Origin of the sequence: Nostoc sp. (assembly GCF_036917355.1) — a bacterium.
GTDB lineage: Bacteria > Cyanobacteriota > Cyanobacteriia > Cyanobacteriales > Nostocaceae > Nostoc.
The window spans coordinates 57,454-82,813 of the sequence record NZ_JBALDP010000048.1; the positions used below are offsets into that span (position 1 = coordinate 57,454).

General features: G+C 42.2%; 14 protein-coding genes and 1 pseudogene. 7 read left to right on the forward strand and 8 right to left on the reverse strand.

The window, feature by feature from the left end; genetic code table 11:
* Positions 1-3 precede the first annotated feature (3 nt).
* Positions 4-4,500 carry an HD domain-containing protein gene (locus tag V7K53_RS14475; protein WP_335198208.1) on the forward strand — a complete coding sequence of 1,499 codons (4,497 nt, stop codon included), beginning with the start codon at positions 4-6 and terminating at the stop codon, positions 4,498-4,500.
* 71 nt (positions 4,501-4,571) lie between these two features.
* Here the strand turns inward: V7K53_RS14475 and acnB are convergent, their stop codons facing one another.
* From acnB to V7K53_RS14490, 3 genes and pseudogenes are all read right to left on the reverse strand, one after another.
* A complete protein-coding gene (acnB, locus tag V7K53_RS14480) occupies positions 4,572-7,235 on the reverse strand; it encodes a bifunctional aconitate hydratase 2/2-methylisocitrate dehydratase (RefSeq protein ID WP_335198228.1) in 2,664 nt (887 codons plus the stop codon).
* A 136-nt stretch (positions 7,236-7,371) separates the two neighbouring features.
* Positions 7,372-7,647 (reverse strand): annotated as a pseudogene (locus V7K53_RS14485) (DUF4351 domain-containing protein); the annotation flags it as partial.
* A gap of 2 nt (positions 7,648-7,649) precedes the next feature.
* Positions 7,650-7,970, reverse strand: coding sequence for a hypothetical protein (locus V7K53_RS14490; RefSeq protein ID WP_335198209.1), 321 nt, complete (start codon positions 7,968-7,970; stop codon positions 7,650-7,652).
* Positions 7,971-8,229: 259 nt separating this feature from the next.
* On the opposite strand from V7K53_RS14490, the gene V7K53_RS14495 reads away from it, so the two are divergent.
* The 4 genes from V7K53_RS14495 (at position 8,230) to V7K53_RS14510 (ending at position 13,097) form a co-directional block, all read left to right on the forward strand.
* Positions 8,230-8,724 (forward strand): hypothetical protein, encoded by a 495-nt coding sequence (locus V7K53_RS14495; RefSeq protein ID WP_335198210.1) that lies wholly within the window; start codon positions 8,230-8,232, stop codon positions 8,722-8,724.
* 61 nt (positions 8,725-8,785) lie between these two features.
* On the forward strand, positions 8,786-9,259 hold the full coding sequence (locus V7K53_RS14500) for a hypothetical protein (protein ID WP_335198211.1): 474 nt from the start codon (positions 8,786-8,788) through the stop codon (positions 9,257-9,259).
* 180 nt (positions 9,260-9,439) lie between these two features.
* Entirely contained in the window at positions 9,440-10,267 is an 828-nt protein-coding gene (locus V7K53_RS14505; protein ID WP_335198212.1) for a P pilus assembly protein, chaperone PapD, read from the forward strand.
* Between the two features lie 190 nt (positions 10,268-10,457).
* Positions 10,458-13,097, forward strand: coding sequence for a carboxypeptidase-like regulatory domain-containing protein (locus V7K53_RS14510; protein WP_335198214.1), 2,640 nt, complete (start codon positions 10,458-10,460; stop codon positions 13,095-13,097).
* Between the two features lie 204 nt (positions 13,098-13,301).
* On the opposite strand, the gene V7K53_RS14515 is transcribed toward V7K53_RS14510, so the two are convergent.
* From V7K53_RS14515 to leuC, 5 genes are all read right to left on the reverse strand, one after another.
* Positions 13,302-14,846, reverse strand: coding sequence for a calcium-binding protein (locus V7K53_RS14515; RefSeq protein WP_335198216.1), 1,545 nt, complete (start codon positions 14,844-14,846; stop codon positions 13,302-13,304).
* A 559-nt stretch (positions 14,847-15,405) separates the two neighbouring features.
* On the reverse strand, positions 15,406-15,840 hold the full coding sequence (locus tag V7K53_RS14520) for a type II toxin-antitoxin system VapC family toxin (RefSeq protein ID WP_335198218.1): 435 nt from the start codon (positions 15,838-15,840) through the stop codon (positions 15,406-15,408).
* Positions 15,837-17,762, reverse strand: a complete 1,926-nt coding sequence (locus V7K53_RS14525) for a DUF4209 domain-containing protein (protein WP_335198220.1) — start codon at positions 17,760-17,762, stop codon at positions 15,837-15,839. The genes V7K53_RS14520 and V7K53_RS14525 overlap by 4 nt, the downstream gene beginning before the upstream one ends.
* 134 nt (positions 17,763-17,896) lie before the next feature.
* Entirely contained in the window at positions 17,897-18,505 is a 609-nt protein-coding gene (leuD, locus tag V7K53_RS14530; protein WP_335198222.1) for a 3-isopropylmalate dehydratase small subunit, read from the reverse strand.
* 88 nt (positions 18,506-18,593) lie between these two features.
* Positions 18,594-19,997 carry a 3-isopropylmalate dehydratase large subunit gene (gene leuC, locus V7K53_RS14535; RefSeq protein ID WP_335198224.1) on the reverse strand — a complete coding sequence of 468 codons (1,404 nt, stop codon included), beginning with the start codon at positions 19,995-19,997 and terminating at the stop codon, positions 18,594-18,596.
* A 294-nt stretch (positions 19,998-20,291) separates the two neighbouring features.
* On the opposite strand from leuC, the gene V7K53_RS14540 reads away from it, so the two are divergent.
* Both V7K53_RS14540 and V7K53_RS14545 read left to right on the forward strand, forming a co-directional pair.
* A complete protein-coding gene (locus V7K53_RS14540) occupies positions 20,292-21,644 on the forward strand; it encodes a P-loop NTPase fold protein (protein ID WP_335198225.1) in 1,353 nt (450 codons plus the stop codon).
* Positions 21,645-21,719: 75 nt separating this feature from the next.
* Positions 21,720-25,360, forward strand: a 3,641-nt coding sequence (locus V7K53_RS14545; protein ID WP_335198226.1) for an nSTAND1 domain-containing NTPase, incomplete at its 3' end; no start/stop codon positions are given.

The window sequence follows — 25,360 nt, forward strand, 5'->3', positions numbered from 1 at the left end:
TTAATGAAAAAACGTCGAGCGCTACTAATTGGAGTTCCTGAATATGAAAGTGATGCTATTACCAATCTACCCATTGTCTGTCGAGATATAGAAAACCTTCATGCCTCCTTAGAAAAATCTGGCTTTACTATCCGCTCGTTAGGTACAGATGGAATTTCACAGACTGGGCGCAGTAAATTGTTACAAGCGCTACGGCGGGAATGCAAGGAGGCGCAAGGAGTAGAGACACTGCTCCTTTATTTCTCAGGACATGGAATGCATTATAGAGGTAAAGATTACCTTATTCCATCCGATGCGGTGTTAGATGATGCCGAGTATGTTGAAGAATACTTGGTATCTACAGATATAGGTGACATTATTGATCAGTCAGGTGCAGAGACGATTATTTTTTTCATTGATGCTTGCCGCGAAGGTGTTAAGTTAGGCTTCAAAGATACTTATCTTGCTGGCTGGAGCAGAGGTGATCGGCGACAAGCTTTACAGCGTAGTTTTATAATGGTGTTTGCCTGTGGGCCTGGTCAGGTCAGTCAGTATGTAGGAAATGAACAAGGGTTTAGTCTTTTCTCCAAAGCTCTGGCTGAGGTGTTAGATCCACAGCACTTCGCCTGTACTTTAAAAGAAGTTCTTGACGAAACTCAGGCAAGACTCAATACTTTGATAGCAGAACAAGGGAAGCAGTCACAAAAAATTTACTATGCTTCTGAGAGTGCTGTCGATGATAATATCTTATCACGGGTAATTTGTGAAAGTGTTACTGCGGCAGCAGTGAAAGGTAAAGCTAGTGACCCGTGGTCTGAAGCTGCATTACAATCACAACTTTGGAAAAATAAAGGCACTGAAGCAAATTCAATAGTTGCACAACTCAAGCAGCAGGTAGCTAAAGTGTTAGCTGCTTGTTGGCAAGAATGGAAAGCTGCAATCAATAGTTTTCCCCAAGATCAGTGGCGAGATGAGACACTGCCAATCAGAGTGCTAGAGGCACTAGATTTGCTTGTGTTTCGCTCCGATCCTCCGATTGAACTGACAGATGCTGAAACAGCGTTAGTAGTAACTGCACCATTTGTACGTGAAGCAGTTCTAGCTAGTGGTTTGGTACAAGTAGCTAAGGCAAATCCACTATCTTTAGAGGAAACTAACCCGAAAACTGGTCTTCGGAGTGGCATAGATAAAGTACATCAGAGTAATCCTCGCCTCGTGCGTAAAGCCCAACGTCTCCAAGATCAGGGTCGTACAGGAGATAAAGATATAGTTATGACATGGCTACTACACCGCTGCCTGCTGAAAACACTTGAGCTTTGGATGCCAGAATCAGAAGGTGGTCAACTTTCTAGCAATTTGCTTCAATCTTTGCAAAGTGTGAGTCAGTGTAGCTCACGTCTGACCAAGGAGACATTGACACCAAAGCGTTTGTTGGAACTTGCCCGTTGCTTGTTTGCAGACGTTGAGCGTATTAGTCGTGATGACCGTCCTGAAGCTCTACAGCCAAGACTAACAGTGGGTGGCTATTCAGAAGAGCAGCAAATTCGGGAAAAGATGGTAGCTTATCTGCTGAAGTTGGCAGGATTGCTAGCTATTGATATCCGCACTCTCCCTGATGTGTTAATAGACCATATTGGTTTGTCAGACCCCCTGACACCTAACGATATAAGTTGCACAATAGCAAAAGCTCGTTGGAATCCTTCTGGACGAGGGCGCACACTATGCGTTACTTGCCTCCATCCAGCAGTAGATTTGGTTATGCAAGAACACGTTGAGCAAGCTAATCTGGTTCTCACTCATATTCTTCGGCAAGTAGAAGTGAAAAGGGTGGATATGGAGATGCTGGTTGGTTTGCCAGTACACTTATCGCCCGATGGAATTATTGCTGAGAAGCAAAATGGTGTAGCAGTTTATCAAACACCACACGTTAACTTCCAACTTGCCCATGATGAAGTGCGGGAGTTGCTCATGGGAGAACAGCTTTATGGCGATCCTCGGTTGGCAATTCGTGAGTTATATCAAAATGCTCTTGATGCTTGCCGTTACCGTAAGGCAAGGCTGACATATCTTAAGCAGACAGGAAAATATCAAGGACAAGACCAGACATGGGAAGGACGAATCATCTTTCGTCAGGCAAAAGATGAGAATGGGCGAGAATATATTGAGTGCGAAGACAACGGCATTGGTATGGGTAAACAGCATCTGTCACAGTGTTTTGCTCGTGCAGGTCGTCGCTTTGCTGATTTACCTGAATTCATTGAAGAACAAGCAGAGTGGCTAAAATGTAATCCGCCGATTCGGTTATATCCTAATAGCCAATTTGGGGTAGGTGTTCTTAGTTACTTCATGTTGGCTGATGAGATAGAGTTGGAAACCTGTCGGTTAGATCGTAAGGGCAAACCTGAACAAAAATTAAGGGTACGTATACCTGGAAGTAGTGGACTCTTTCGAGTTCAAGAATTGGCAATTGGGGTTGATTCAGGGACGCGAGTACGTCTTTATTTAAACCGAACTCACTACGAAAATCAGTTAATTTCTTGTGTTGAAACATTACGTGAACTCCTATGGGTTGCACAGTTCCGAACAGAAGCCCAACATTCTAGTAAACAGGAAATATGGGAACCAGAGCAACTAAAACATCCGGAATTGACTGAAGACAAATACCTTAAGGTAGGAGATACAGACGTATGGTGGGTAGCAAGTAGTAGATACAGCGAATACGATAAGCAAGGATGTATCTTATCTGATGGACTTTTTACGGGTGAAAGGCAAACTTGTTTTATTGTAAATTTGCGCGGCAACAATTATCCCAAACTCACGGTAGATCGCACAGAAATTGTAGAATTAGACAAAGAATGGATTAGCCATTTACTAATCCACAATTCAGAGGCACTAATAAAATGGCAGCATCTAAATTTTCAATGGCTGTGGAGTCTTTCAGATGATTGGACAGCAGTTGCTGCACATATATTTGATGTTCTGAGCATAAATAATGTAAGTATCAAACTAGGAAGATGGCACAATGATACCTTAAAACTACCTATTGCTGAAATAGGTTGTTTTGCTGGTGATGCTCATCTATTGAGCTTTGATACATCTTCATTTGAAAGCTTATTCAATCTTTTTGGAATGCCTTGGTGGCTATTTCCTTATCGTCTATTTCTATGGAAGCAATATGGACTAAATAATTTATCTCTTTCGTTATATAAAAATGAGTTTATAGAAATACAACCTGATTTTTGTCCAATACCAACACCAGAGGATAGCTTGATACTATCTTGTGACTTGGAACATCCCCATACTAGATATCCTAGATATATCCAAGGCAAAATTTCTATCGCTCAGATAATTTTGTCTTCTATAAAACTTAATAAGCCTTTATCTTTTATAATAAAGCAACTACAAAGATTTGCATTTTTAGGATTAGAGGTAACTCAGGTAGAGCCAGAAATAGTAGATAATTTAAATCTAACTTTAGAAGATATAAATTTATTTAAAAATGATTTAGGATTTATAAACCATAAATTATTTGATGATAAAATATCTGTTGCTTATATTGTCAGAAGTGCACAAAAGTTAGGTCATCCAATAGATACAATTTTTAAAAGATTGCAGAGATTTGAAACTTTAGGGCTACAGTTACCTAAAGTAAATTTACAATATATTAGTGAACTTTCAATTATTCCTGAAGATATCCTACTTCTTTCATCAAATTTAGATGGTAAGACTCCTCTACGGGAAGATAAAATATCAGTAATTCATTTAATTTTAGCTTCACAAAATTTTAGTGAGCCGATTGCTAGTATCATTGTAAAGTTGAAACGCTTTGAAGTTTTTGGTTTAAAATTACCTCAACTCGATTTAGAAACTATTAAAGATATATCTATAACAGAACAAGATTTAATAGCCATATCTAAAAATTTAGACGGCAAGGCTCCTTTTTTAGAAGAAATATCGACTATTCATTTAATTATAGCCTCAGATAGATTAAATGAGTCAATTGCTAACACTTTTAAAAGGCTGCAAAAACTAGAAGTTCTGAAAATAAAATTGCCATCATTTGCTAGCGAGCTTTTAGACAATATCTCTATCACCTCTGAAGATATAATATTGTTCTCAAAGAATTTAAATGGAAATAGTCCTTGGTTAGAAGTCCCAATATTTACTATTAACATTATTATTGCTGCAAATAGTCTAGGAAAGTCAATAGATACAATCATAAATCAACTTAAAAAATTTGAACCTTTAGGTTTAAAAGTACCTCTAGTAAGTCTTTACTTATCATATAGTCAAAGTGAAATCAGAAAATATTTATTAATTTTTTCCAAAAGCATGGATGGTGAAGCACCTTGGATAGAAGATGATATTCATCCTACTCGTGTACTTTTAGCAGCATTAATTTTCAATGAGTCTATAGAAGCTACTTTAGAACGGTTACGTACTTTTGCACCTCTCATAGAGGTAAACTTTCCCGAAGGAAATGAATGGTTTTGGCAATTTTTGAATAAAATAACAAGATGAATATATAAGTTTTAAATCACTAATTAAATTGATGGGCAGGTGGGCATTGCCCACCCTACTTTAATTATCTACTAACGCAAACTACTAGCTGGCATACCCAAAATATCCTCAAGCCTCGGCATATCTTCCAACGCAATCACACGCCCTTCATCCTCAAAACCGGCAATTTGATCAAAGTTTAAATACCTATACAAATCATCTGCAAAAGGATGAATTCGACTCGCCACAATATCCAAGTATTCCTGCACTGTGGGAAGCCGTCCCAGCAGCGCACAAACTGCGGCTAATTCTGCTGAACCAAGATACACTCGCGCATCTTTACCCATGCGATTATTGAAGTTGCGGGTAGAAGTAGAAAACACTGTTGTGCCATCAGCAACTCGCGCCTGATTACCCATGCATAAACTGCATCCTGGCATTTCTGTTCTAGCACCCGCAGCCCCAAAAACGCTGTATACACCTTCTTCTTTTAATTGGTGTTCATCCATGCGGGTTGGTGGCGCTATCCACAGGCGAGTTTTTACCTCACCTGCGCCTTCCAAAACTTTTGCTGTTGCCCGATAATGACCAATATTTGTCATACAAGAACCGACGAATACCTCTTGCACTGGATCATTAGCAACTTCCGATAATAACTTAACATTATCGGGGTCATTGGGAGCAGCAACAATTGGCTCTTTGATTTCGTTTAAATCAATTTCAATTATTTCGGCATACTCCGCATCGGCATCGCCTTCTAATAACACGGGATTCGCTAACCATTCTTCCATCTTTGCCACACGGCGCAGCATGGTACGCGGATCGTGATAGCCCCGTGCTATCATATTTTTCAACAACGCTATGTTAGAACGCAGATATTCAGAAATTGTCTCTACACTCAGCTTAATTGTGCATCCGGCACAAGAACGTTCGGCACTAGCATCGGTGAGTTCAAAGGCTTGTTCAACTTTTAAATCTGGCAAACCTTCTATTTCGAGAATTCGCCCAGAGAAGATATTTTTCTTGTTCTGCTTCTCTGCTGTCAGCAAACCTTTTTGAATTGCTACGTAGGGAATGGCATTCACGACATCGCGCAGGGTGATACCTGGTTGCAATTCACCTTTGAATCTTACCAAAACTGACTCTGGCATATCTAAAGGCATCACACCCAAGGCGGCTGCAAAGGCCACTAATCCAGAACCGGCGGGGAAGGAAATACCTAAGGGGAAACGGGTGTGAGAGTCGCCGCCAGTTCCCACGGTGTCGGGTAGCAGCATCCGGTTTAACCAAGAGTGGATGATACCATCACCGGGACGGAGGGCGACACCGCCACGAGAAGCAAAGAAATCGGGGAGTTCGTGATGGGTTTTGATGTCTACTGGTTTGGGATAAGCTGCTGTGTGGCAGAAACTTTGTATCACTAAGTCTGCACTGAAACCAAGACAAGCGAGTTCTTTCAATTCGTCGCGGGTCATGGGGCCTGTGGTATCTTGAGAACCAACGGTGGTGATGATGGGTTCGCAAGATGTGCCGGGACGCACACCAGGTAATCCGCAAGCTTTACCTACCATTTTCTGTGCTAGGCTGTAGCCTTTGCCTGTATCAAAGGCTTGCTGGGGACGGGTGAAAACTGTGCTGTGTTCTAAACCAAGTGCAAGACGAGTTTTGTCGGTGAGGGTACGTCCAATAAGTAGGGGTATGCGTCCACCTGCGCGGACTTCATCGAGGATGGTGTCAGGTTTGAGGGCAAAGGTGGAAATGACTTCGCCTGCTTCGTTTGTAATTTCGCCTTTGTAGGGATGGATGGTAATTACCATGCCGGTTTCGAGTTTGGTGACATCGCACTGAATAGGCAAAGCACCGGCATCTTCTGCTGTGTTAAAGAAAATTGGCGCGATCGCACCACCTAAAACATAACCCCCAGCGCGTTTGTTTGGCACAAAAGGTATATCATTTCCCATGTGCCACAATACGGAGTTGATGGCAGATTTACGCGAGGAACCAGTACCAACTACATCCCCAACGTAAGCTACAGGATGTCCTTTTTTCTTTAGTTCGGCAATGGTTGCCAAGCTTCCCGGTTGCCGTGACTCTAACATCACTAAAGCGTGTAAGGGAATATCTGGGCGAGTTGTGGCGCTTTGGGCGGGTGATAAATCGTCGGTATTGGTTTCGCCAGGAACTTTAAAAACGGTGACAGTAATCGCTTCTGGGACTGTGGGGCGCATGGTAAACCATTCAGCTTCCGCCCAAGAGTCAACCACCCGCTTGGCGAAAGGATTGGTTTTAGACAACTCTAAAACATCGTGGTAAGCGTCATACACCAAAAGAATTTTGCTTAAGGCGTTGGCGGCGTAAGCGGCGATGGGTTCCTTTCCTTGTCCACCCATTACTAAAGGTGTTTCAGATGAGTCGGAGAGGGATACGGTGGGCCATTGCAGCAAATCGATTAAAGATTGCACGTTGTAACCACCTATCATTGTGCCCAGCAATTGCACCGCTTCGATGGGCGCAATCAACGGACTGGTGATTTCCTTCTTGGCGATCGCGGTGAGAAATCCAGCTTTGACATAAGCTGCTGGATCAACACCAGGAGAAACGCGATCGCGCAATAAATGTAATAATATCTCCTCTTGACCCTTGGGCGGATTTTTCAGTAATTCACATAATTCTGAGGTTTGCTTCGCATCCAATGGTAAAGGAGGAATACCGAGTGCTGCTCTTTCGGCAACGTGTTTACGATATTGTTCTAGCATTTTTATCTTCTCCATTGGGATGTTCTCCCTTCAATTATGAAATATTTTTAGGCAATACTCGGCTATAAAAGTTTAGCTTACTTTTATTAGTGAAAGCCTTACTGGTAATCGGTTATTAGCAACTTTTTTATACTGGAACCCACAAATTGGGAATTGCTGAATCCTGAAGTTTGGTTTTATTGGCTTTAGCTTCTCGTAGGAGAGCCTTGATTTCTAATAATTTGAGAATACAATCGCAGATTTCATCGGTAGAAACTGGATTGCGGTATGGTTCTATAATTGCAGGCTGTTTGGCAAATCTTCCTAGCAAACCTAGTATTTGTATATTAGAGTTTTGCTGTTTAGTAGGAGTGAATAAAACATCTATTTCTTTAATCTCTCCTGAGACTTTTTCTGATGCTTTGACTAGCCCTTTCAAGGTGTGCTAATGTTCTGTGTTTTCTGACCTAAACAAACTTTTACACGACGTGCCTTTAACAGTTGACCTGAAACACCTATTTCTTCAGCAGATGCTTGGTGGGCTGCATGTACTGATGGGTGGACTCCGCAGACGACAAGGCTCATCAAATTGACAACTGTGGAGAATAATAACTCCCAAGTGTACTGGGTTTTTGCACTACGTTCAGACAGTTCATCCAGAATTTGGGGACATAACGCTTTTTCTAAAAGCCCACGAACCATTACGGAAACAGGACTTTCTTTTATAAATCGCTCAAACACCTGTCCTCGCAACATTTCTATTCTCCACCCAACAGAGTTTCATCTCTTTTGAGCAAACTACAAATCAAGCCATTACACAACACCTTGAAAGGGCTAGTCCTAGAATCGACAAAAAACCTAAATTTCATAAATCGTAACTTGGGCTAAGTATCTTAACGGAATTTGCTCCTAGAGATAGAAATATCGTATTTCTGCGGTCGATAATGTAGCATTTGATAGCTATGCTAAGAAAAGCACTGAGACAAGACACGCTGAGTAATTAGTTAACTTCTTTATGCTTTACCGTCTAGCGTTAACCTCTAGCCTAGTGCTGGCAAGTGCATTAAGCTTGCAGGCATTCGCTCTAGATCGATCTGTGCTAGCTCAAAATGCAGATGTTCCGTTCAGTGGAACAGTTCCAGCGGAAGCTACTTTTGTTTCTCCTGCCCCTGGCACTGCTGAACCAAATATTTCTAGCACTTCTAGTGTAATTGCGACAAATCTTGAATCACAAACTCCTGCCACTATCGGTGTGCAAAGCAGCACATCTGCAACCGTTTCTGTTTCTCCCCCTAGGCTTGTATCTGGCCCTAGTCCCGATCCATCTGGGACAACGCACATTGGCTTTTTAAAATTTGGTTCGACCAATGTTCGCAGTGATGTTGGTGGTGGGAGCGCAACTTTGCCAGCAGGTAACACAAATTTAGAGGTGAATTTGTTAGTAGAACGACCAGTAGCATTTACGCCAGGAATTTATACCTACGTTGTCACCTTAACCATCGCACCATAACTGCTTTTCTTGTTGATGCTTCGTTTGATTGAACTCTAATTCATTTGAGAAGGATTTAAAAATGATTCGTCGTTCTTTATTAACCGCTGCTTTGATAATTGTTGGTTCAGTTGCTGTTGCGCCCAAAACAATGGCACAAACTGCTGATGTTCCTTTTACAGGAAATGTCGGCGGTGTCTGCAACTTCGATCAAATTATTCCTGGTAAACTGGGGCTTAACCAGCCGACTAATGCAACTGCACTAGCGGGTGGATTTCCTGGAGGGCAATTTGGTAAGGTTTTTGTTAGCTGTAACCAAGGTGCCAGAGTGAGTATATCTAAACCACAGCAGACTGGGGGCCCTAGTTTTACACCCATTAACTCTGTTGGGATGATCAACTCATCTTTTGGTAGTACGAATTCTCAGGGTGGTAGTCCTGTGTTACTGCCCTCTGGTAGCGGTTTGCCTTTGGATATAGACATGATCGTAGATAAGGGCAGTCCCCTTGTTCCTGGAAGCTACAGCTATGTGACAACCTTGACTATCGTGCCATAGTCTAAAATTTTTCCCGTTTCCTTCAGATTGATTGAGAAAAATAGCTACTGAATATCTTGTCGCTAGAGAATAAATCTTCAAGCGGCAAGATATTTTTCTGATTACCTAGAGATAAAATAAGTCTGCTTTTGGGAATTATAAATCAAGAATTCAATTAACAATCCTGACATATTTATAAATATGCTCAATAATAATTGGCGCTCTCTAGCCACTGTTAGTGCTAGTTTATTCGCCCTAATTTTGTTTCCTGTTGCTGCGAAAGCACAAATGAGCGTTTCTCCTCTAGTGATTGAAGCCAAGGCGGAACGCGGACAAGCTCAAGGAATGATTACAATTTCCAATACCAGTAAGACTCCTTCCCGGATTCGGATCTATGCTCAACCTTTCACATATAGCCGCGATGCAGGATTTCAAACCTTATCCTCTAGTCCCAATGACCTGACAAAATATCTGCAATTCTCACCGCGTGAATTGACTGTTAAACCAGGAGAAGTTCGGCGGGTGCGCCTCATTAGCCGCTTGGCTCCTAATTTACCTGATGGGGAATATCGTGCAGTAGTATTTAATGAAACTCTCAGTGAATCCAAAGATGCTGCTGGTAATAACGTTACTTTGGTGGCACGAATTGGCGTGACATTCTACGTCAGAAAAGGCAATCTTTCTCCACAATTAGCAATTGATAGTGCCAGCTTTAACCCAGAGCAAAAACAAATTCAAATTTTAGTTCGCAATAACGGTCAAGCAACTGTTCTTCCTAGTTTAAATTGGACTTTACGCCAAGGTCAAACTGTTATCAAAACTGGTCAGGTAGATACTAATGCTGTGGTGGCAAATAGCGATCGCAATTTCTTATTAAATTACCCCAACAAAGACCAACCAGCCCTGAAACCTGGTCAATATCAGCTAAGTGGTGAGTTGTTTTGGGGTGAAGACAGTAAAAAAAGTAAGTTGCCCTTCAATTTAAATATTACTATTCCTACACAAACGGCGGCATCACAGAAGAAATAGCTTGTGTAATAATTCGTAATTCATAATTAAATTAGGCATCCGTAGCCTGATTTGGGAGAATTAGTCTTGCTATAAAATACAGTATTAATATAGATAATTTTGCCTGGCAAGTGGGAATTATATGTTGTGGAGACATTGCAATGCAACGTCTCTATTTTTATAAATAAATTTCCTGATAAATGAAAATTTTGTGCAACTTCGGTTATTAACTAATATAGGCAAATTTCTGCTAGCTGCGATCGCTCTGATCTGTCAAATTACGATCGCTCCAGCGAAGGCAGATACACCTGCGATTTCAAATCTACAAACCTCCACAACTGCACAATTAGCTAAGGATTCCGAATTTAAAGTTTTTCCCGTAGGATTGAATGTAGGGAACCGCAATGTTAATCCCAGCGTTTTAGTGCGTGGTCAAGAAGATGGTTCCGAAGCAATTGATTTTGCAAATTGGCTGTTACCATACGATGCTGTAATTCAAGGCTTAAAATTAAATATTACCACTTTACCTGATGGTCAATTAGAAGTGCGATCGCCTGGTGTTGTGACTCGCATCGACCCAACAAAACTTCGCACCGATCCAGAATTAGGATTAGTATTTACAATCCAAGATTTACAAACTCTCTTTGGTGTAGCAGCAAAATTTGATATCAATGAATACGCAATAGTTTTGGATGTTCCAGGACTAGATCAATCTAGTGGCAAACTAGCAGAAACGGAAACTCCGATTCAACTAGAAGGATTATCACACGTTGCACCTCAAAAGTTTAGTATCGCCGCAATTGAACAGAAGGTAAATGTTAGTGGTAGTGCTACCAGATCGACAAACTATAGAGGTGATTTTCTTGCTGTTGGTAGTGCTTTTGGTGGTTCGTGGTTCATCCGCACCGATCAATCAAATTTAGAAAATCCGCAAACTTGGAATATTGCCGAAGCACAGTTTTTGCGACAAACTAATTCAGCTGATTATTTTGTAGGTTCCCAGCCAACGTTTTGGCAGGCTCAAGGAACAGGAGACTATTGGGGTTTTACATCCATTCAACGACAGGAATTTGTACCACCTCAACCCTTCGGTGGTGGTTCTTCCGATCCTCGCCAACGGTTACAAGCAGATTCTATTGGACGGACAATTTCTGGTAAAGCTGAACCAGGTACATTAGTGCGGTTAGTACAAGGTTTTGGCGATCGCGTAATTGCCGAAATTTTAGTTGATTCTTCTGGCATTTACCGCTTTGAAAATATTAAAAGTCAAAATCAATTTTTGGGCAACAATTATCGCGTCTTGCTCTATCCCCAAGGACGACTCACCGCCCAACCAGAAATTCAAGAGGCTACTTTTTCGACAGTACTAGGACAATTACCAGCAGGTGCTTCAGGATTAATCGTTTCTGGTGGGTTACGACGGGATTTTGTGGGAAATCAAAATCTGTTGGGCAACTTTTCTGACTTTCGGGGTGGAATTGCTGGACGTTGGGGTTTATCGGAAAATCTGACAGTAGGCTTAGGTGGAGTGTATGACGAATCGGCTAGAGCCTTAGCAGAATTATTTTGGCGTCCGGGAAAGTTACCTTTGCAGGTAGCAGTTTCAGCATTGACGGGTAATAAGTGGGATGTGAATACAGATATTCGCTATAATCCATCTTCTACCTTGAGTGCTGCATTTCTCAGCGATCGCTTGTCTAGCCGTTTTAATCTAGATTGGCGAGTTTTACCTCAATTCACCTTATTCGCCAGTACTGACACAGCTGATGCAACATCTGGCGGAATGCAAATTAACTTGAGTGGCAAAGATGCCTTTACCTTTGCCCGTGTCAGCTTAGATACTAAAAACCGCCTGCGCTGGAATTTGCTGCAACGTCTTGGGAGACTAGAATTAACGCAACGTGGCAACGAAATTGGCAGTTTGTCGGAACTGACTTACAAATTTTCTAAAAATAGCTTTTCTAATAGTGGCAGCGCCCTGCTGTTAAATTATGAAACACAGAATCAAAACCGTAACGACAGCTTGCTAAGTGTGAGTTGGCGCTATCGTTCACAACAACAGGCGATTGATGGTAGTTATAGATGGGAAATACAGTTGGGTTATGGCACTGGTTCTCAGGGTAATGGACTATTAGCGACATTATCAACAACAGTTTTACCAGGTTTGCTATTACGGGCGCGTTATCAAGGTGTATCGCCGAGTTCCGATGAAGCAACTTTCAGCATAGATTTAGCTTCTAGCCTGAATCTACAAGGGGGTATTAGTCCAGGCGATCGCCGTTCTAATTATTTCCGTACACAAGGTGGACTGTCAATTAAGCCATTTTTTGACCGGAATAATAACGGCAAACAGGATAGAGGCGAAGAAGTTTATACAGATAACGCTGATTTATTGTTGACTTTGAATAATAAACCGCTGAAGTCGTTTTTACGACAAATTCAAGGCGATCGCACCTTAGTACGGATGTCTCCTGGCGTTTATCGCCTCGACCTCGATCCAGCAGGTTTACCGCCTGATTGGCAGGCTGCGGCTGAATCCTTAGCCGTTGATGTGATTGCTGGGAGTTATACCCCTGTGATGATTCCGCTAATTCGTTCTTACACGCGATCGGGGGTAATTACGGATGCTCAAGGCCAAGCGATCGCAGGCGCACGGGTAGAAGCTATACAGCCAGATCGGGGGACTCGGCGTTTTTCTGTTACTAACGGTGCTGGAGTCTATTATTTAGAAGGCTTGCCACAAGGTAAATACACTCTACAAATCAACGGTAAATCTGCTGGTAGCTTGAAATTGGAAGAGTCTTCTGAAGCATTCCAAGAGCTTAATTTACAACAGCCGTCAATCCCCTAGAGCGTGTCATCTATAAAGAGTGTCTGCCTTCTGCCTCCGTAGCCTCATATTTCATACAAAAGAAAACTGCTGTACAAATCCTCCCCGTACTTGAAGTATGAGGAGGATTCAATTATCCCAAATTAGCAATATTGCTGATTGCTAATTTGGATTTAGCTGTAAGCTTGCAGACATGCCTTAGCTTCTACGGATTTTGAGAGATGTTTACGCAACGATCTCAAAGTTTGTCGCTGATAATAATGGTGGGGCTGTGAATTGATTGTTATCGTTATCAATGTTGGCAAACAGACTACCTGTCCCATAGCCTGGTGATGTCAAGTTTTGATTGAAGAACAAGTTGCCAGTTCCAAGACTGTAAGTAATGAGTCCAGAGCTAGTTGCAGCTGCTGCATCATTAGCTACTATCCTAATTTGGGACAGATTATTGAGTCCGGCAAAAGTTGTCTTATCGAGGACAATTTTATCGCTAAAGTAGCTGAAGTCAGTAATTTTATCTACACCGAGATCGGCACTATTGTACCCAGCACCTGAGTTGAATACAAAGCGATCGCCACCAGCACCACCAGTCAGGATGTCATTACCTTTACCACCTCGTAATGTATCATTACCAGCATCTCCATAGAGTAAGTCATTGCCAGCACCACCATAGAGAATGTCATTACCCTCACCACCGAAGGCTCTCAACGGTGTTGTTGTGCCACTACCATCCAGGAAGTCATTGCCAGCCCCACCTGTGAACCAGACTGCATTTACAGAAGTTCCTGAGAGGTTGTTGACATCGAGGATGTCATCACCTCCACCACCATTGATTTCAAACCTCTCTGCACTGTCTACAGTCAGAGTGAAGGGAACCAGGTTCAGGCGATCGAAGATTGCTCTGCCTTGAGCATCTTGTTGCAGGCGGAAGTTGTCTCCCACACCTGCGCCATTGACCTCAACCACGTCATAGCCAGCATTACCGCTGATTCTGTCGCTACCGTCACCATTGTTCCAGATCAGGCGATCGTTGCCATTTCCACCAGTGAAGGTGTCGTTGCCACGATTGCCGAGTATGGTATCGTTCCCGTCCCCACCGGATAGAAAGTCGATACCATCGCCACCTCGTAACAGGTCATTACCGGTATCACCATAGAGGTTATCGCTGCCAGTACCACCTGTCAGGCTGTCATTACCCTCACCACCCAAGGCTCTTAACGGTGTCGCGGTGCCACTACCATCCAGGAAGTCATTGCCAGCCCCGCCTGTGAACCAGACTGCATTTACAGAAGTTCCTGAGAGGTTGTTGACATCGAGGGTGTCATCACCTCCACCACCATTGATTTCAAACCTCTCTGCACTATCTACGGTCAGAGTGAAGGGAACCAGGTTCAGGCGATCGAAGATTGCTCTGCCTTGAACATCTTGTTCTAGGCGGAAGTTGTCTCCCACACCCGCGCCGTTGACCTCAACCACGTCATAGCCAGCATTACCGCTGATTCTATCGCTACCGTCACCATTGTTCCAGATCAGGCGATCGTTGCCGTTTCCGCCAGTAAAGGTGTCGTTGCCACGATTTCCGATTAGGGTATCCTCTCCATTGCCACCGGATAGAAAGTCGATACCATCGCCACCTCGTAACAGGTCATTACCAGCATTTCCAAAAAGGCTGTCATTTCCATCCAAACCATTCAAGTTATCAGAAGCGGCATTACTAATACCTACATCTGCTCCATTAGTCGGGCCTGGGCCTGGAATCCAAGTTACTGCCATGATTAATACTCCTAATTCTTAATTTCTCTAAGTGAACAATGAGTTACTAATACTTCATTTTTAAGAAATGTATGGAAATACTAGTTTCTCTCTATGAACTACAAAACTTATAGTTTTTAGCTGCTAAGTATTACTCAGAGATATTTTCTTCTTTTATGCAGAATATTGGTTTTTGTAAAACTTCTTCACTATGAATTTTAGAGACATACCTAACTGTATCCTGACTTTTCACGTCATTTGAAAAAGAAAGAGTAACTCGTGAATGCCTTTAGCAAACTAGCTTTCAACCGATTGAACGATTGTCGCTAAAGTTTAAAATAGTGCTTATGATGTACGAAAATTGAATGCCTAATGGTTAAATTTAGCACCTAAGTCTGAAGTCCATACACTGTTTCAAAGATATTAATTACACAGTCACAAATGACTTCTATGAAGAGAGCAAAATCTTGTTAAAAGTAGTATAAAAAAGAATTTTAAGCGTTATTACAAAGCGTAAGATCAGTATCTTACTTAGTGCAATAGGCATTATATTAAACACGTGATTTGTTTTCGTGTGTTTTTAAGAATACCCATCCATAGTCCAATCTTGAAGACATAAATTAGGAACTTTGCTAAAATCTTTTTGATTACGCGTAACCAAAATTGCTCCCTTAGCCAGAGCGATCGCAGCAATTCTTAAGTCTTGTGTACCTATCTGGATTTTTTGCCAGCGCAAACTTTGGTAGCAACTGTATGCTGCATCATCGAACTCCAGCAAATTCATACTACAAAAGTAAATCTGGGTTATTCGCAAATTTCTATGAGCAACTGCTAAAAGTTCTGGTTTAGTAGCACATTTACTGATAGAAGCTAGTCTGCCTTTTAATTGTTCTTCGAGTGTAACTGTCGTAACAAATATGTTGGAACTGCCAACAACTTGAGCGCGTTGTAGAATTTTAGAATTACCATGTTGAGAAAGAGTAACATGATCAGTATCGAGGATATATAGGCTCAAGCTGACTGATTCTCCTCTAAGGAAGCTTCATAAGCACCAACTTCTGCATCTAATTCACATCGATTTGCATCCATACTTTCGACAAAATCATCAAAAAGCGGGTCATCTTTGAAAATACCATCAAACTTAACCCAAGGATTGGACTCTTCAACCTGCTGTTCATGTTTCAACATTGGCAAACAACAAAGCCGTAATGTGACCCACCATAAGTAAGACATGATAGGGCTGTTGAACTCACTATCATTAATTAAACCATGAGCCATACGGTTTCTTAAATTTGAACCTGAACGCTCAATTAGCAAGCCTTGAAGATCAAAAAGTGCGTCTTCATTAAAAATTGAGTTTATTTCTGGATAATTGCGGGGGAAAAGAGTAGTATTCAAATCACGCTCATCTTCAATTCCCTTATCAATATCAATTTTTGAGGGTAACGCACCCTGCCTTCGGAGTAAATAACGGATAGAATTTTCAAATTGAGGAATGAGAATATGAGTGGATGTGAAGAAATCTCCAATTAGTCCAGCGTAAAGCCCTTTTGCAAACTGATATTCTCTCCCAGGAGGTACAAAGAGGTTGTTTGAAACAAATGGAAATAAGTCTTTTACTTCTATACTATGTTCTAGATTTATTTGACCCCTTGCAGGCTCAATGTAAGCTTGGGCGTAAAGTTTGTGATAGAGGACTGCATTCCTGTACATCTCAAAACGAATTGCTTTCTCTGCTTCATCTGAATTACTAGATTGACGGGCTATAACCTTACCCATCTCATTCATAATTGTTATTGGCATGAACTGAGACAACAAAGCTGTCTCTTCCACCCTTTGTTGAAGGTGTGAGACTTTAGGTGGAATCCCCAAAAGAGCCAAGGCTAATATTGCATCTTGAAATTTTTTGCCCCTAACATAGGCTCTAGCTAGTTCTACGTCAGTGCTGATATTAAACTGAGAAGATATTGTTATTAACTCATTCAAGGATTGTTTTTGATACTCTGGCAGAAGCTTACGAACTTCCTCGGATCTAGCTTTTGCTGCTGCTTTTTGTTCCTCTGTACCTTTGCTTTTTAATTTTTCAAATTCTTCAAACGCCTTTTGTAAATCATTTGATGCTTTGGAATAAGGCTGAGGGTGTTTTGTCAATGAATCTTCAGCTTCCTTTATATAAGTTTCGGCAGCAAGCATTAGTGTTGCATATACCTTTTCGCTATTCTTGTCAATGCGATGCCATTCTGCTTTAATTTCCCAGTAGTTTCTTGCCTTATCCCAGTCTTTGGCAGATTCCGCTATAATTGCTGCTTTCTCAGCCAGAGCAGCATATTTAGTCGGATTACCAAGTTTGTATTCTTGCAAAAGCTCCATAAGTTTTGTTGATAGCCACAGTGGATCTTCTCCATTGCAGCGATCAAGGACTGCCTCTATGTGTGCGACAACTACTTCCACTTGATAATTAATTTTGCGTGCTAGCCGAAGCGCTCTTTTAATCCTCTCGACACACCGACTAGTCCATTTTTCAGGATCTTCTAATTCTGCGGCAGATTTTAAGTAGGCTGTAACAGCTAACTGTGCCATCTGATAATTGCCCTTTTTGACCCAGAGAATATCCGCAATTCGTGCTTGAAGTTCTGGATCTGATACTTCAGAAGCAATTTCAGTAAGAAAATTTAAATGTTCATCAGTAAGATTTTGAAATTTTTCAGCAAAAAACTCCTCTGTTGATTCTGGTTTGATTGCAACACGAGTTACGAACGCCAAAATCTCAAATACAGACTGTTCTCTGACATTTCCTGCCTCTTTTGCTTCCTGTGCCTTGTTCCAGAAGACTCTGTTGTAAGCAAGACACTCTTTTGTTTCGCTGCTATTAACCACTTCTAGCCAGCGAGAGTTAATGAAATCTTCTTTAGTGAGAGGAGGGTTTATTAATGGCATAGTCTAGAATTACTTGGCTATATATCTACTATGCCAAATCTGAAATAGATAGGGCTATTGTTAGCTCTGGCTGAATAATGCAAACAAAAGCTATAAATTAACATTCCCCAGCAGAGCCAGGGAAGGAGAGAATGCTAACTTGCAGCTAAATTGCCCCAACCCACGTAGGGTAATTTAGTAGCAGTTGCCCGAACTTGGTCAGCATTCGCCACCAACTGACCGCAAGCGTCCCAAGTTCCAGAAATAAATGTGCTTCTGGTACCTTCACCGATCGCAACTGGGGCAGTGTAATCACCAATTTGCACTTGCAAGGTTTCCAGGTTTACTGTTACAGCGGCTTGAGGATTGGCAGCGACTAAATCTTGCAGTTGTTTAACAGTCACAGCATCGGCTGTCAGACAAGGTATGCCCATTGCCACACAGTTACCGAAAAAGATTTCGGCAAAGCTTTCACCGATTAAAGCTTGGATTCCCCATTTTGCGATCGCTTGGGGTGCATGTTCCCGTGATGAACCACAGCCAAAGTTACGGTTGACTATTAAAATATTCGCGCCTTTGTATTGGGGTTGGTCAAAGGCATGTTCGCCTTTAAGTGCTGTCCGATCGTCGATAAATGCGCCTTCGCCTAACCCATCAAAGGTTACGGCTTTCAAATATCGCGCGGGAATAATGCGATCGGTATCTATATCATTGCCCACTAAGGGTACACCGCGCCCTGAAACTGTTTTAACTTCACTCACCATAAACTTGATTTACCTATCATTTCAATGACAGCCTGTTAATTTCTACAAATGACCAATGACAAATGACCAATGACAAATGACAAAAAAATTACAGCAACTCGCGCACATCAGAGACTTCGCCTTTAATCGCAGCAGTGGCGACCATTGCCGGACTCATTAACAATGTCCGACCGGAGGAGGAACCTTGTCTTCCTTTAAAGTTGCGGTTGGAAGAAGAAGCGCTGATTTGTCTTCCTTGTAGTTTATCGGGGTTCATGGCTAGGCACATAGAACATCCCGGTTCCCGCCATTCAAACCCAGCTTCTTCAAAGATTTTATCCAATCCTTCAGCTTCCGCTTCTTCTTTCACCCGTTCAGAACCAGGGACAACGAAGGCTTTAATTCCTTCTGCAACGTGGCGACCTTTGGCGATTTTTGCCGCTTCTCGCAGATCGCTAATTCTGCCGTTGGTGCAACTCCCAATAAAGCAGACATCTATTTTAGTGCCCTTGATCGGTTGACCAGGATATAAATCCATGTAGCGGTAAGCTTCTTCGGCAATGAATCGGTCTTCTTCCAACAGTTCTTCCGGTTGAGGTACTGACTGATTGACACCGATACCTTGACCGGGAGTAATCCCCCAAGTGACAGTAGGAGAAATTTCCGCAGCGTCGAATACCACCACATCATCGTATTGGGCATCAGCATCGCTCTTGATGGAATCCCACCAAGCCACTGCTTTATCCCAATCTGCATCTTTGGGAGCAAAATCTCTGCCTTTGAGGTAATTGTAGGTGACACGATCGGGATTGACATAGCCGCACCTAGCACCACCTTCGATCGCCATGTTGCAGACAGTCATCCTCTCTTCCATATTCATTTGCTCAAATGTCGTCCCTGCAAATTCATAACCATAACCCACACCACCTTTCACGCCAAGGGTGCGGATGATATGCAGGATGACATCTTTGGCGTAAACTCCTGGGTTGAGAGTGCCGTTAACTTCTATTTTGCGGACTTTCAGTTTGGAGAGGGCGAGGGTTTGGGAAGCGAGAACATCGCGGACTTGGCTAGTACCGATACCAAATGCGATCGCACCAAATGCCCCATGACTGGAAGTGTGACTATCTCCACAAGCGATCGTCATTCCTGGTTGGGTCAGTCCGAGTTCTGGAGCGATGACGTGAACTATACCCTGGCTACCAGAACCAATGTTGTAAAAAGTTATGTTATTTTCTTGACAGTTATTTTCCAGCGCTTGGATCATTTCCTCTGCCAAGCTATCGGCAAAGGGACGCGCTTGGTTTTCTGTGGGCACAATATGATCGACTGTGGCGACGGTACGCTGTGGAAAGAGTACTTTTAGACCTCTTTCGCGTAACATAGCAAAGGCTTGAGGACTGGTGACTTCATGAATTAGGTGAAGCCCGATAAATAGTTGCGTCAGCCCTGAGGGAAGTGTACCAACGGTGTGTAAGTCCCAAACTTTGTCAAACAGGGTACCTTTGCTCATACGTCAATCAATATTTAAGGAGTCCGGTCTTAAATAGTATCAAAAAATAGTCTGGATTTTTGCAGATCGCTTAATATTACTTACAGCTTTGGGTAAGGTCGTGGGGAATTGAGGGGGGAAATTTCAACGCAGAGGGGCGCAGAGGTACGCAGAGAATTCGTGATGTGATTGGATCGCTTTTGAGGTAGTAAATGCGAAAATTCTCCGAAATAGTGAGATGCAAAGATGTAAATAACTTTATCCTTTTCTACAAGGATATGTTAAGACAATACCAGATTATTGCACTACCAGGTTATGTCCATAGATTTACGGGAATTTTATCAGGCTAGCGATCCCAGCAGAACTCTGTTTGTCAACAATAGCTCTGATGGCAAGTATTATATAGATTTTTCCTCGGTACGAGGTGGTGATATTCTTGGCAAGCTGAAGCAGAAAATTACTTTTTTTAAACCGAATGAACCCACTTGTACTTTATTTACTGGGCATATTGGTTGTGGAAAATCGACAGAACTATTACGGTTACAGGCTGAACTGGAAAAGTTAGGTTTCCACGTCGTCTATTTTGAGTCCAGTGACGATTTGGAAATGACCGATGTTGATATTGCTGATGTGCTGCTAGCGATCGCTCGGCGTGTGAGTCAAAGTTTGGATAAAATTACTCTGGAGTCACCTAACAAATTTAATGAGTTGCTGCAAGGTGCTTGGAAGGTCTTAAACTCCGAAGTGACGGCGGGAAAAGTTAAGCTTCCTGTGGTTGGTGATGTGGGTTTATCCGCAGATAAAGATAAGTTTTCTCTGTCTGTAGGGATTGGTGAAATCACCGCGAAAATGAAAAATGACCCAATGCTGCGAGAAAAACTCAATCAGTATTTAGCACCGCAGAAAACCAAGCTACTGGAAGCGATTAATCAAGAATTATTGGAACCTGCGATCGCTAAACTCAAACAGCAAGGTAAAAATGGTCTGGTGGTAATTGTCGATAATCTCGACCGCATAGATAATCGTGCCAAACCTTGGGGTCGTCCGCAACAGGAATATTTATTTGTCGATCAGGGTGAGTTTTTGACGAAGCTGAATTGTCATCTCATCTACACCATGCCTTTGTCTTTGAAGTTTTCCAATGATTACGGAATGCTGACTCAGCGTTTCCCAGAAGACCCCAAGGTGTTACCAATGGTTCCTATACAATGGGCTGATGGCAGTGTTCATACACAGGGGATGGCACTCATGCAGCAGATGGTGCTTGCTAGAGCTTTTCCTGACTTGACACCAGAGGAGCGTTTAAATAAAGTTACTGAGATTTTTGATAGTGCTGCTAGCTTAGAGCGTTTATGTCAAATGAGCGGTGGTCATGTGCGGGATGTGCTGAGGCTGCTAAATACCTGGATTATGGAAGAGATGAGTCTTCCTTTAACTCGTGCAACCTTAGAGCAAGTAATTCGTTCTCGGCGGAATGAAATCATGTTGCCGATTTCTGAGGATGAGTGGCAATTGTTACGCCATGTCAAAGAAAAGAAAAAGGTGAGTGATGACCACGGATATCAAAAACTGATTCGCAGTCGCTTTGTGTTTGAATATCGCGATGGTGGCGAGTCTTGGTTTGATGTTAATCCGGTTTTGGCAGAAGCCAGGGAATTAGGTTTGTAGTCAGCACTTTAGTGCTTATTATTCCATATCTTTGAAAGCACTAAAGTGCTTACTACGAACTAAACACATAAGCTTATGAGTTCACAGCAACCATCAGAAGATGACCATGTAAACAGCGATGTCTACGACGAGCTACACCTACGCACTCTGAAACAATTAGCTTGGGCGATCGAATCCTCCGTCGGACAGTTTAAGCTAATTTTGGCACGGTGTAATTATGGTAGCTTGCGCGATCGCTTAATCTCCAGACTGCGAGAAATCTGTCAAGTCGAAGTTCGTGTTTTGGCCGTGCAGCAATCCAACAGGACTCTTTATACTGCGATTCAGGAAGAATTCAGCGCAGAAATACCAGCTTGTGTGATGGTTGTGGGGTTGGAATCTGTGCAGAATTTGTCTGTGATGTTAACTTCTGCAAATCAAGTACGGGAGGAGTTTCGCAAGAATTTTGCTTTTCCCTTAGTGTTGTGGATTGACGATGAAATCTACAAGCAACTAATACAGCTGGCGCCAGATTTGGAAAGTTGGGCAACTACTAGAAATTTTGCCATATCAACACAGCAATTAGTAGATTTTATTATCGAAACGGCTAATCAGTGGTTTAGTAATAACTTAAAATTTAGCGTAGATGTATATCTTAAGCTGGAAAATGAGTTAGAAGCAGCGCAAAGAGATTTAATTAAAAAGCCAGATGTTTATAATTTACAAATTCAAGCTAACTTAGAATCTTTATTAGGTTTTGTTAAACAGATAAACAATCAAAAAGATTCGGCACTACAACATTATCACAAAGCTTTAAAGCTCTGGCAGCAAAGTCATAATTTAGAAAGACAGGTAAAAATCCTCGCTGAGATTAGCTTTTGCTATTATCTCAAAGCTTTGAAGCATCAAGATATCAATTCTCAAGATGGGCAGACAACTTGGCATTATCTTCAAGAGTATATAAAGTTTATTAGCCAGTTTGAAAGTCCAGATTTAATTGCTAATTCAGTCGTTAAATTCGGTGATATCTTGCGAGACTTGAAAAAGTGGGAAATATTGCAGAGTCTTTCAGAACAAGCTTTAGTAATCCATCAAAATAACAAGCAGCCAAGGGAAATAGCCAAAGATTATGGTTTTTTAGCTGAGGTGGCTTTAGCTCAAAAAAACTGGGTTAAAGCAAATCAGTTAGTTAAACAAGCATTAGAAGTTTTTGCTGCGATTACAGATTTGGAATCAGCTAATATATCAGAGATTTTATCTGATATTCCCGAAAGGGTTTTAAAATCAAAAGACTTGAGCTTATATCAATTTATTTTAGGTCGTGCTCAATACTATTTAGGTCAAATTCAAGAGGCAACCCTCAGCTTAGAAACTGCTAAAGATGTGGGTAATCCCCTAGAAGATGTCAGGCTTTACTTGGATATTCTCAGATTTTTGCAGCAGCTTTATTTTGAGCAGAAAAAATATCTCAAAGCATACAAAATTAAACAGCAACGGCGTTCCATTGAACAGCAATTTGGCTTGCGGGCTTTTATTGGTGCGGGTAGGTTAGAAGCTACAAAACAGGCATTTGTAGAGACATTGCGCTCAAACTCTCCCCAAGGAAATATTGCCCCAGAAATTGCTGCATCTGGTCGCCTCTTAGATGTAGAACGTTTAATTGAACGTATGGGTCGCCCTGATTATAAGTTGATAGTAATTCATGGGCAATCGGGTGTAGGCAAAAGTTCTCTGGTAAATGCGGGACTAATGCCAGCTTTAAAGAATAAAGCAATCGGCACTCAAGATTATTTGCCGGTGGTAATGCGCGTTTACACCAACTGGGTGGAAGAGTTGGGGAGGCTTTTGGGAGGAAATGGGGAATGGGAAATGGGGAATGGGGAATGGGGAGAGTTAGAGCCTCAACTTTCAGCCTCGGAACTCGGAACTTCGACCTCGGAACCCGGAACTTCGACCTCGGAACTCAGAACTTCGACCTCGGAACTCGGAACTTCGACCTCGGAACTCGGAACTTCGACCTCAGAACTCGGAACTTCGACCTCGGAACTCGGAACTTCGACCCCTGAACTCGAAACTTCCGCCTCAGAACTCGGAACTTCGACCTCAGAACTCAAAACTTCGACCCCTGAACTCGAAATTTCAGCCTCAAAACCTCAACGTTCGACCTCAAAACTCGAAACTTCGACCTCCAATACACAAAATCCCCACTCCTCACTCCTAACTCCTAACTTCCTAATCACCCAACTTTGTAAAAACGAACAGCGTAACCTCCGCACAGTGCTAATTTTCGATCAATTTGAAGAATTTTTCTTTGTTTACACCGAACCTGCACAAAGAAAGCAATTCTTTGAGTTTCTGGGAGAGTGTCTGAATGTTCTATCAGTGAAAGTTATCTTATCGCTGCGGGTGGATTACATTCATTACTTGCTGGAGTGCAATGATTTGTCCAGTCTTAAGATTATTGGCAATGACATTCTCAGTAATAATGTGCTTTACAAGTTGGGGAACTTCTCACCAGCTGATGCGAAGTCAATTATTCAGCGTTTAACTGAAAATACTAGTTTTCACTTAGAACCTGCTTTAGTTGAACAACTGGTACAAGATTTAGCCGGAGAATTGGGTGAAGTTCGCCCCATTGAGTTGCAGGTTGTGGGGGCGCAACTGCAAACGGAGAATATTACAACTCTGGCAGAATATCGGCAGCGTGGCACTAAGGACGAATTGGTTAAGCGTTATTTGCATGAAGTTGTTAATGATTGCGGTGAAGAAAATCAGCAAGCAGCAGACATATTACTCTATTTGCTAACCGATGAAAAAGGAACTCGCCCTCTCAAGACTCGCGCTGAGTTGGAACGCGATTTGCTCCCGTACTTCTTCGATATTCCTCAAATCCCTCTTAAAAAAGGGGGCTTTATTCTTTTTACATCTTTTTTAAGGCGATCGCAGCAGGCAAAAGTAAGTCTGAGCCGCGGCTTTCGTCGCTCAGAACTTCAGGGAGGGTCAGAAGCTAGGGAGAAACAAGCTTCTGAAATCAGTAAATTAGATTTAGTGTTAGAGATTTTTGTTCAATCCGGCTTAGTGGTTTTGCTACCAGAAAACCCCGCCGACCGTTATCAACTAGTACATGACTACATCGCCGCCTTTATCCGCCAGCAACAGGAACCGAAGTTAAAGCAGGTAATGGCGGAACTGGAAAAGGAACGAGAACAAAGAAAACTGAGTGAGGCGAAACTAAATAACTTTCTCAAACGCGCCCTTTTTAGTTCTATCGCCGCAGGTTTAGGATTTGCTGGATTGGCAGTAGTAACATTCCAGTGGACAGTAGAGGCAAATGTTCATCTAATTAACGCCATCAATAATTCTTCTGAAGCCTTTGTTGCCTCTGGACAACATCCAAATACTTTAATTACAGCCTTAAGGGCAAGTAACAAACTTAAGCATACAATTTGGGCACAGCATAGAAGCGATACCCGAATGCAAACTGTAGCAACTTTACAGCAAGCGGTTTACTTAAAGCCAAATGAGCGAAAAGAAAATCGGGCGATTGAGGTGAATACTTTAGAAGGTCATAGTCATCCAGTTAATAGCGTCGCCTACAGCCCCAATGGACAACAGTTAGCTTCTGCGAGTGCTGACAACACTATCAAAATCTGGGATGTCAGCAGCGGTCAACTCCTCAAAACCCTAACTGGTCATAGTAGTCCAGTCAATAGCGTCGTCTACAGCCCCAATGGACA

Excerpts from the sequence above, each read along its gene's own strand:
- V7K53_RS14475 (WP_335198208.1), top strand. The coding sequence starts at position 4 with ATGAAAAAACGTCGAGCGCTACTAATTGGAGTTCCTGAATATGAAAGT.
- acnB (WP_335198228.1), bottom strand. The coding sequence starts at position 7,235 with ATGCTAGAACAATATCGTAAACACGTTGCCGAAAGAGCAGCACTCGGT.
- V7K53_RS14490 (WP_335198209.1), bottom strand. The coding sequence starts at position 7,970 with ATGTTGCGAGGACAGGTGTTTGAGCGATTTATAAAAGAAAGTCCTGTT.
- V7K53_RS14495 (WP_335198210.1), top strand. The coding sequence starts at position 8,230 with ATGCTTTACCGTCTAGCGTTAACCTCTAGCCTAGTGCTGGCAAGTGCA.
- V7K53_RS14500 (WP_335198211.1), top strand. The coding sequence starts at position 8,786 with ATGATTCGTCGTTCTTTATTAACCGCTGCTTTGATAATTGTTGGTTCA.
- V7K53_RS14505 (WP_335198212.1), top strand. The coding sequence starts at position 9,440 with ATGCTCAATAATAATTGGCGCTCTCTAGCCACTGTTAGTGCTAGTTTA.
- V7K53_RS14515 (WP_335198216.1), bottom strand. The coding sequence starts at position 14,846 with ATGGCAGTAACTTGGATTCCAGGCCCAGGCCCGACTAATGGAGCAGAT.
- V7K53_RS14525 (WP_335198220.1), bottom strand. The coding sequence starts at position 17,762 with ATGCCATTAATAAACCCTCCTCTCACTAAAGAAGATTTCATTAACTCT.
- leuD (WP_335198222.1), bottom strand. The coding sequence starts at position 18,505 with ATGGTGAGTGAAGTTAAAACAGTTTCAGGGCGCGGTGTACCCTTAGTG.
- leuC (WP_335198224.1), bottom strand. The coding sequence starts at position 19,997 with ATGAGCAAAGGTACCCTGTTTGACAAAGTTTGGGACTTACACACCGTT.
- V7K53_RS14540 (WP_335198225.1), top strand. The coding sequence starts at position 20,292 with ATGTCCATAGATTTACGGGAATTTTATCAGGCTAGCGATCCCAGCAGA.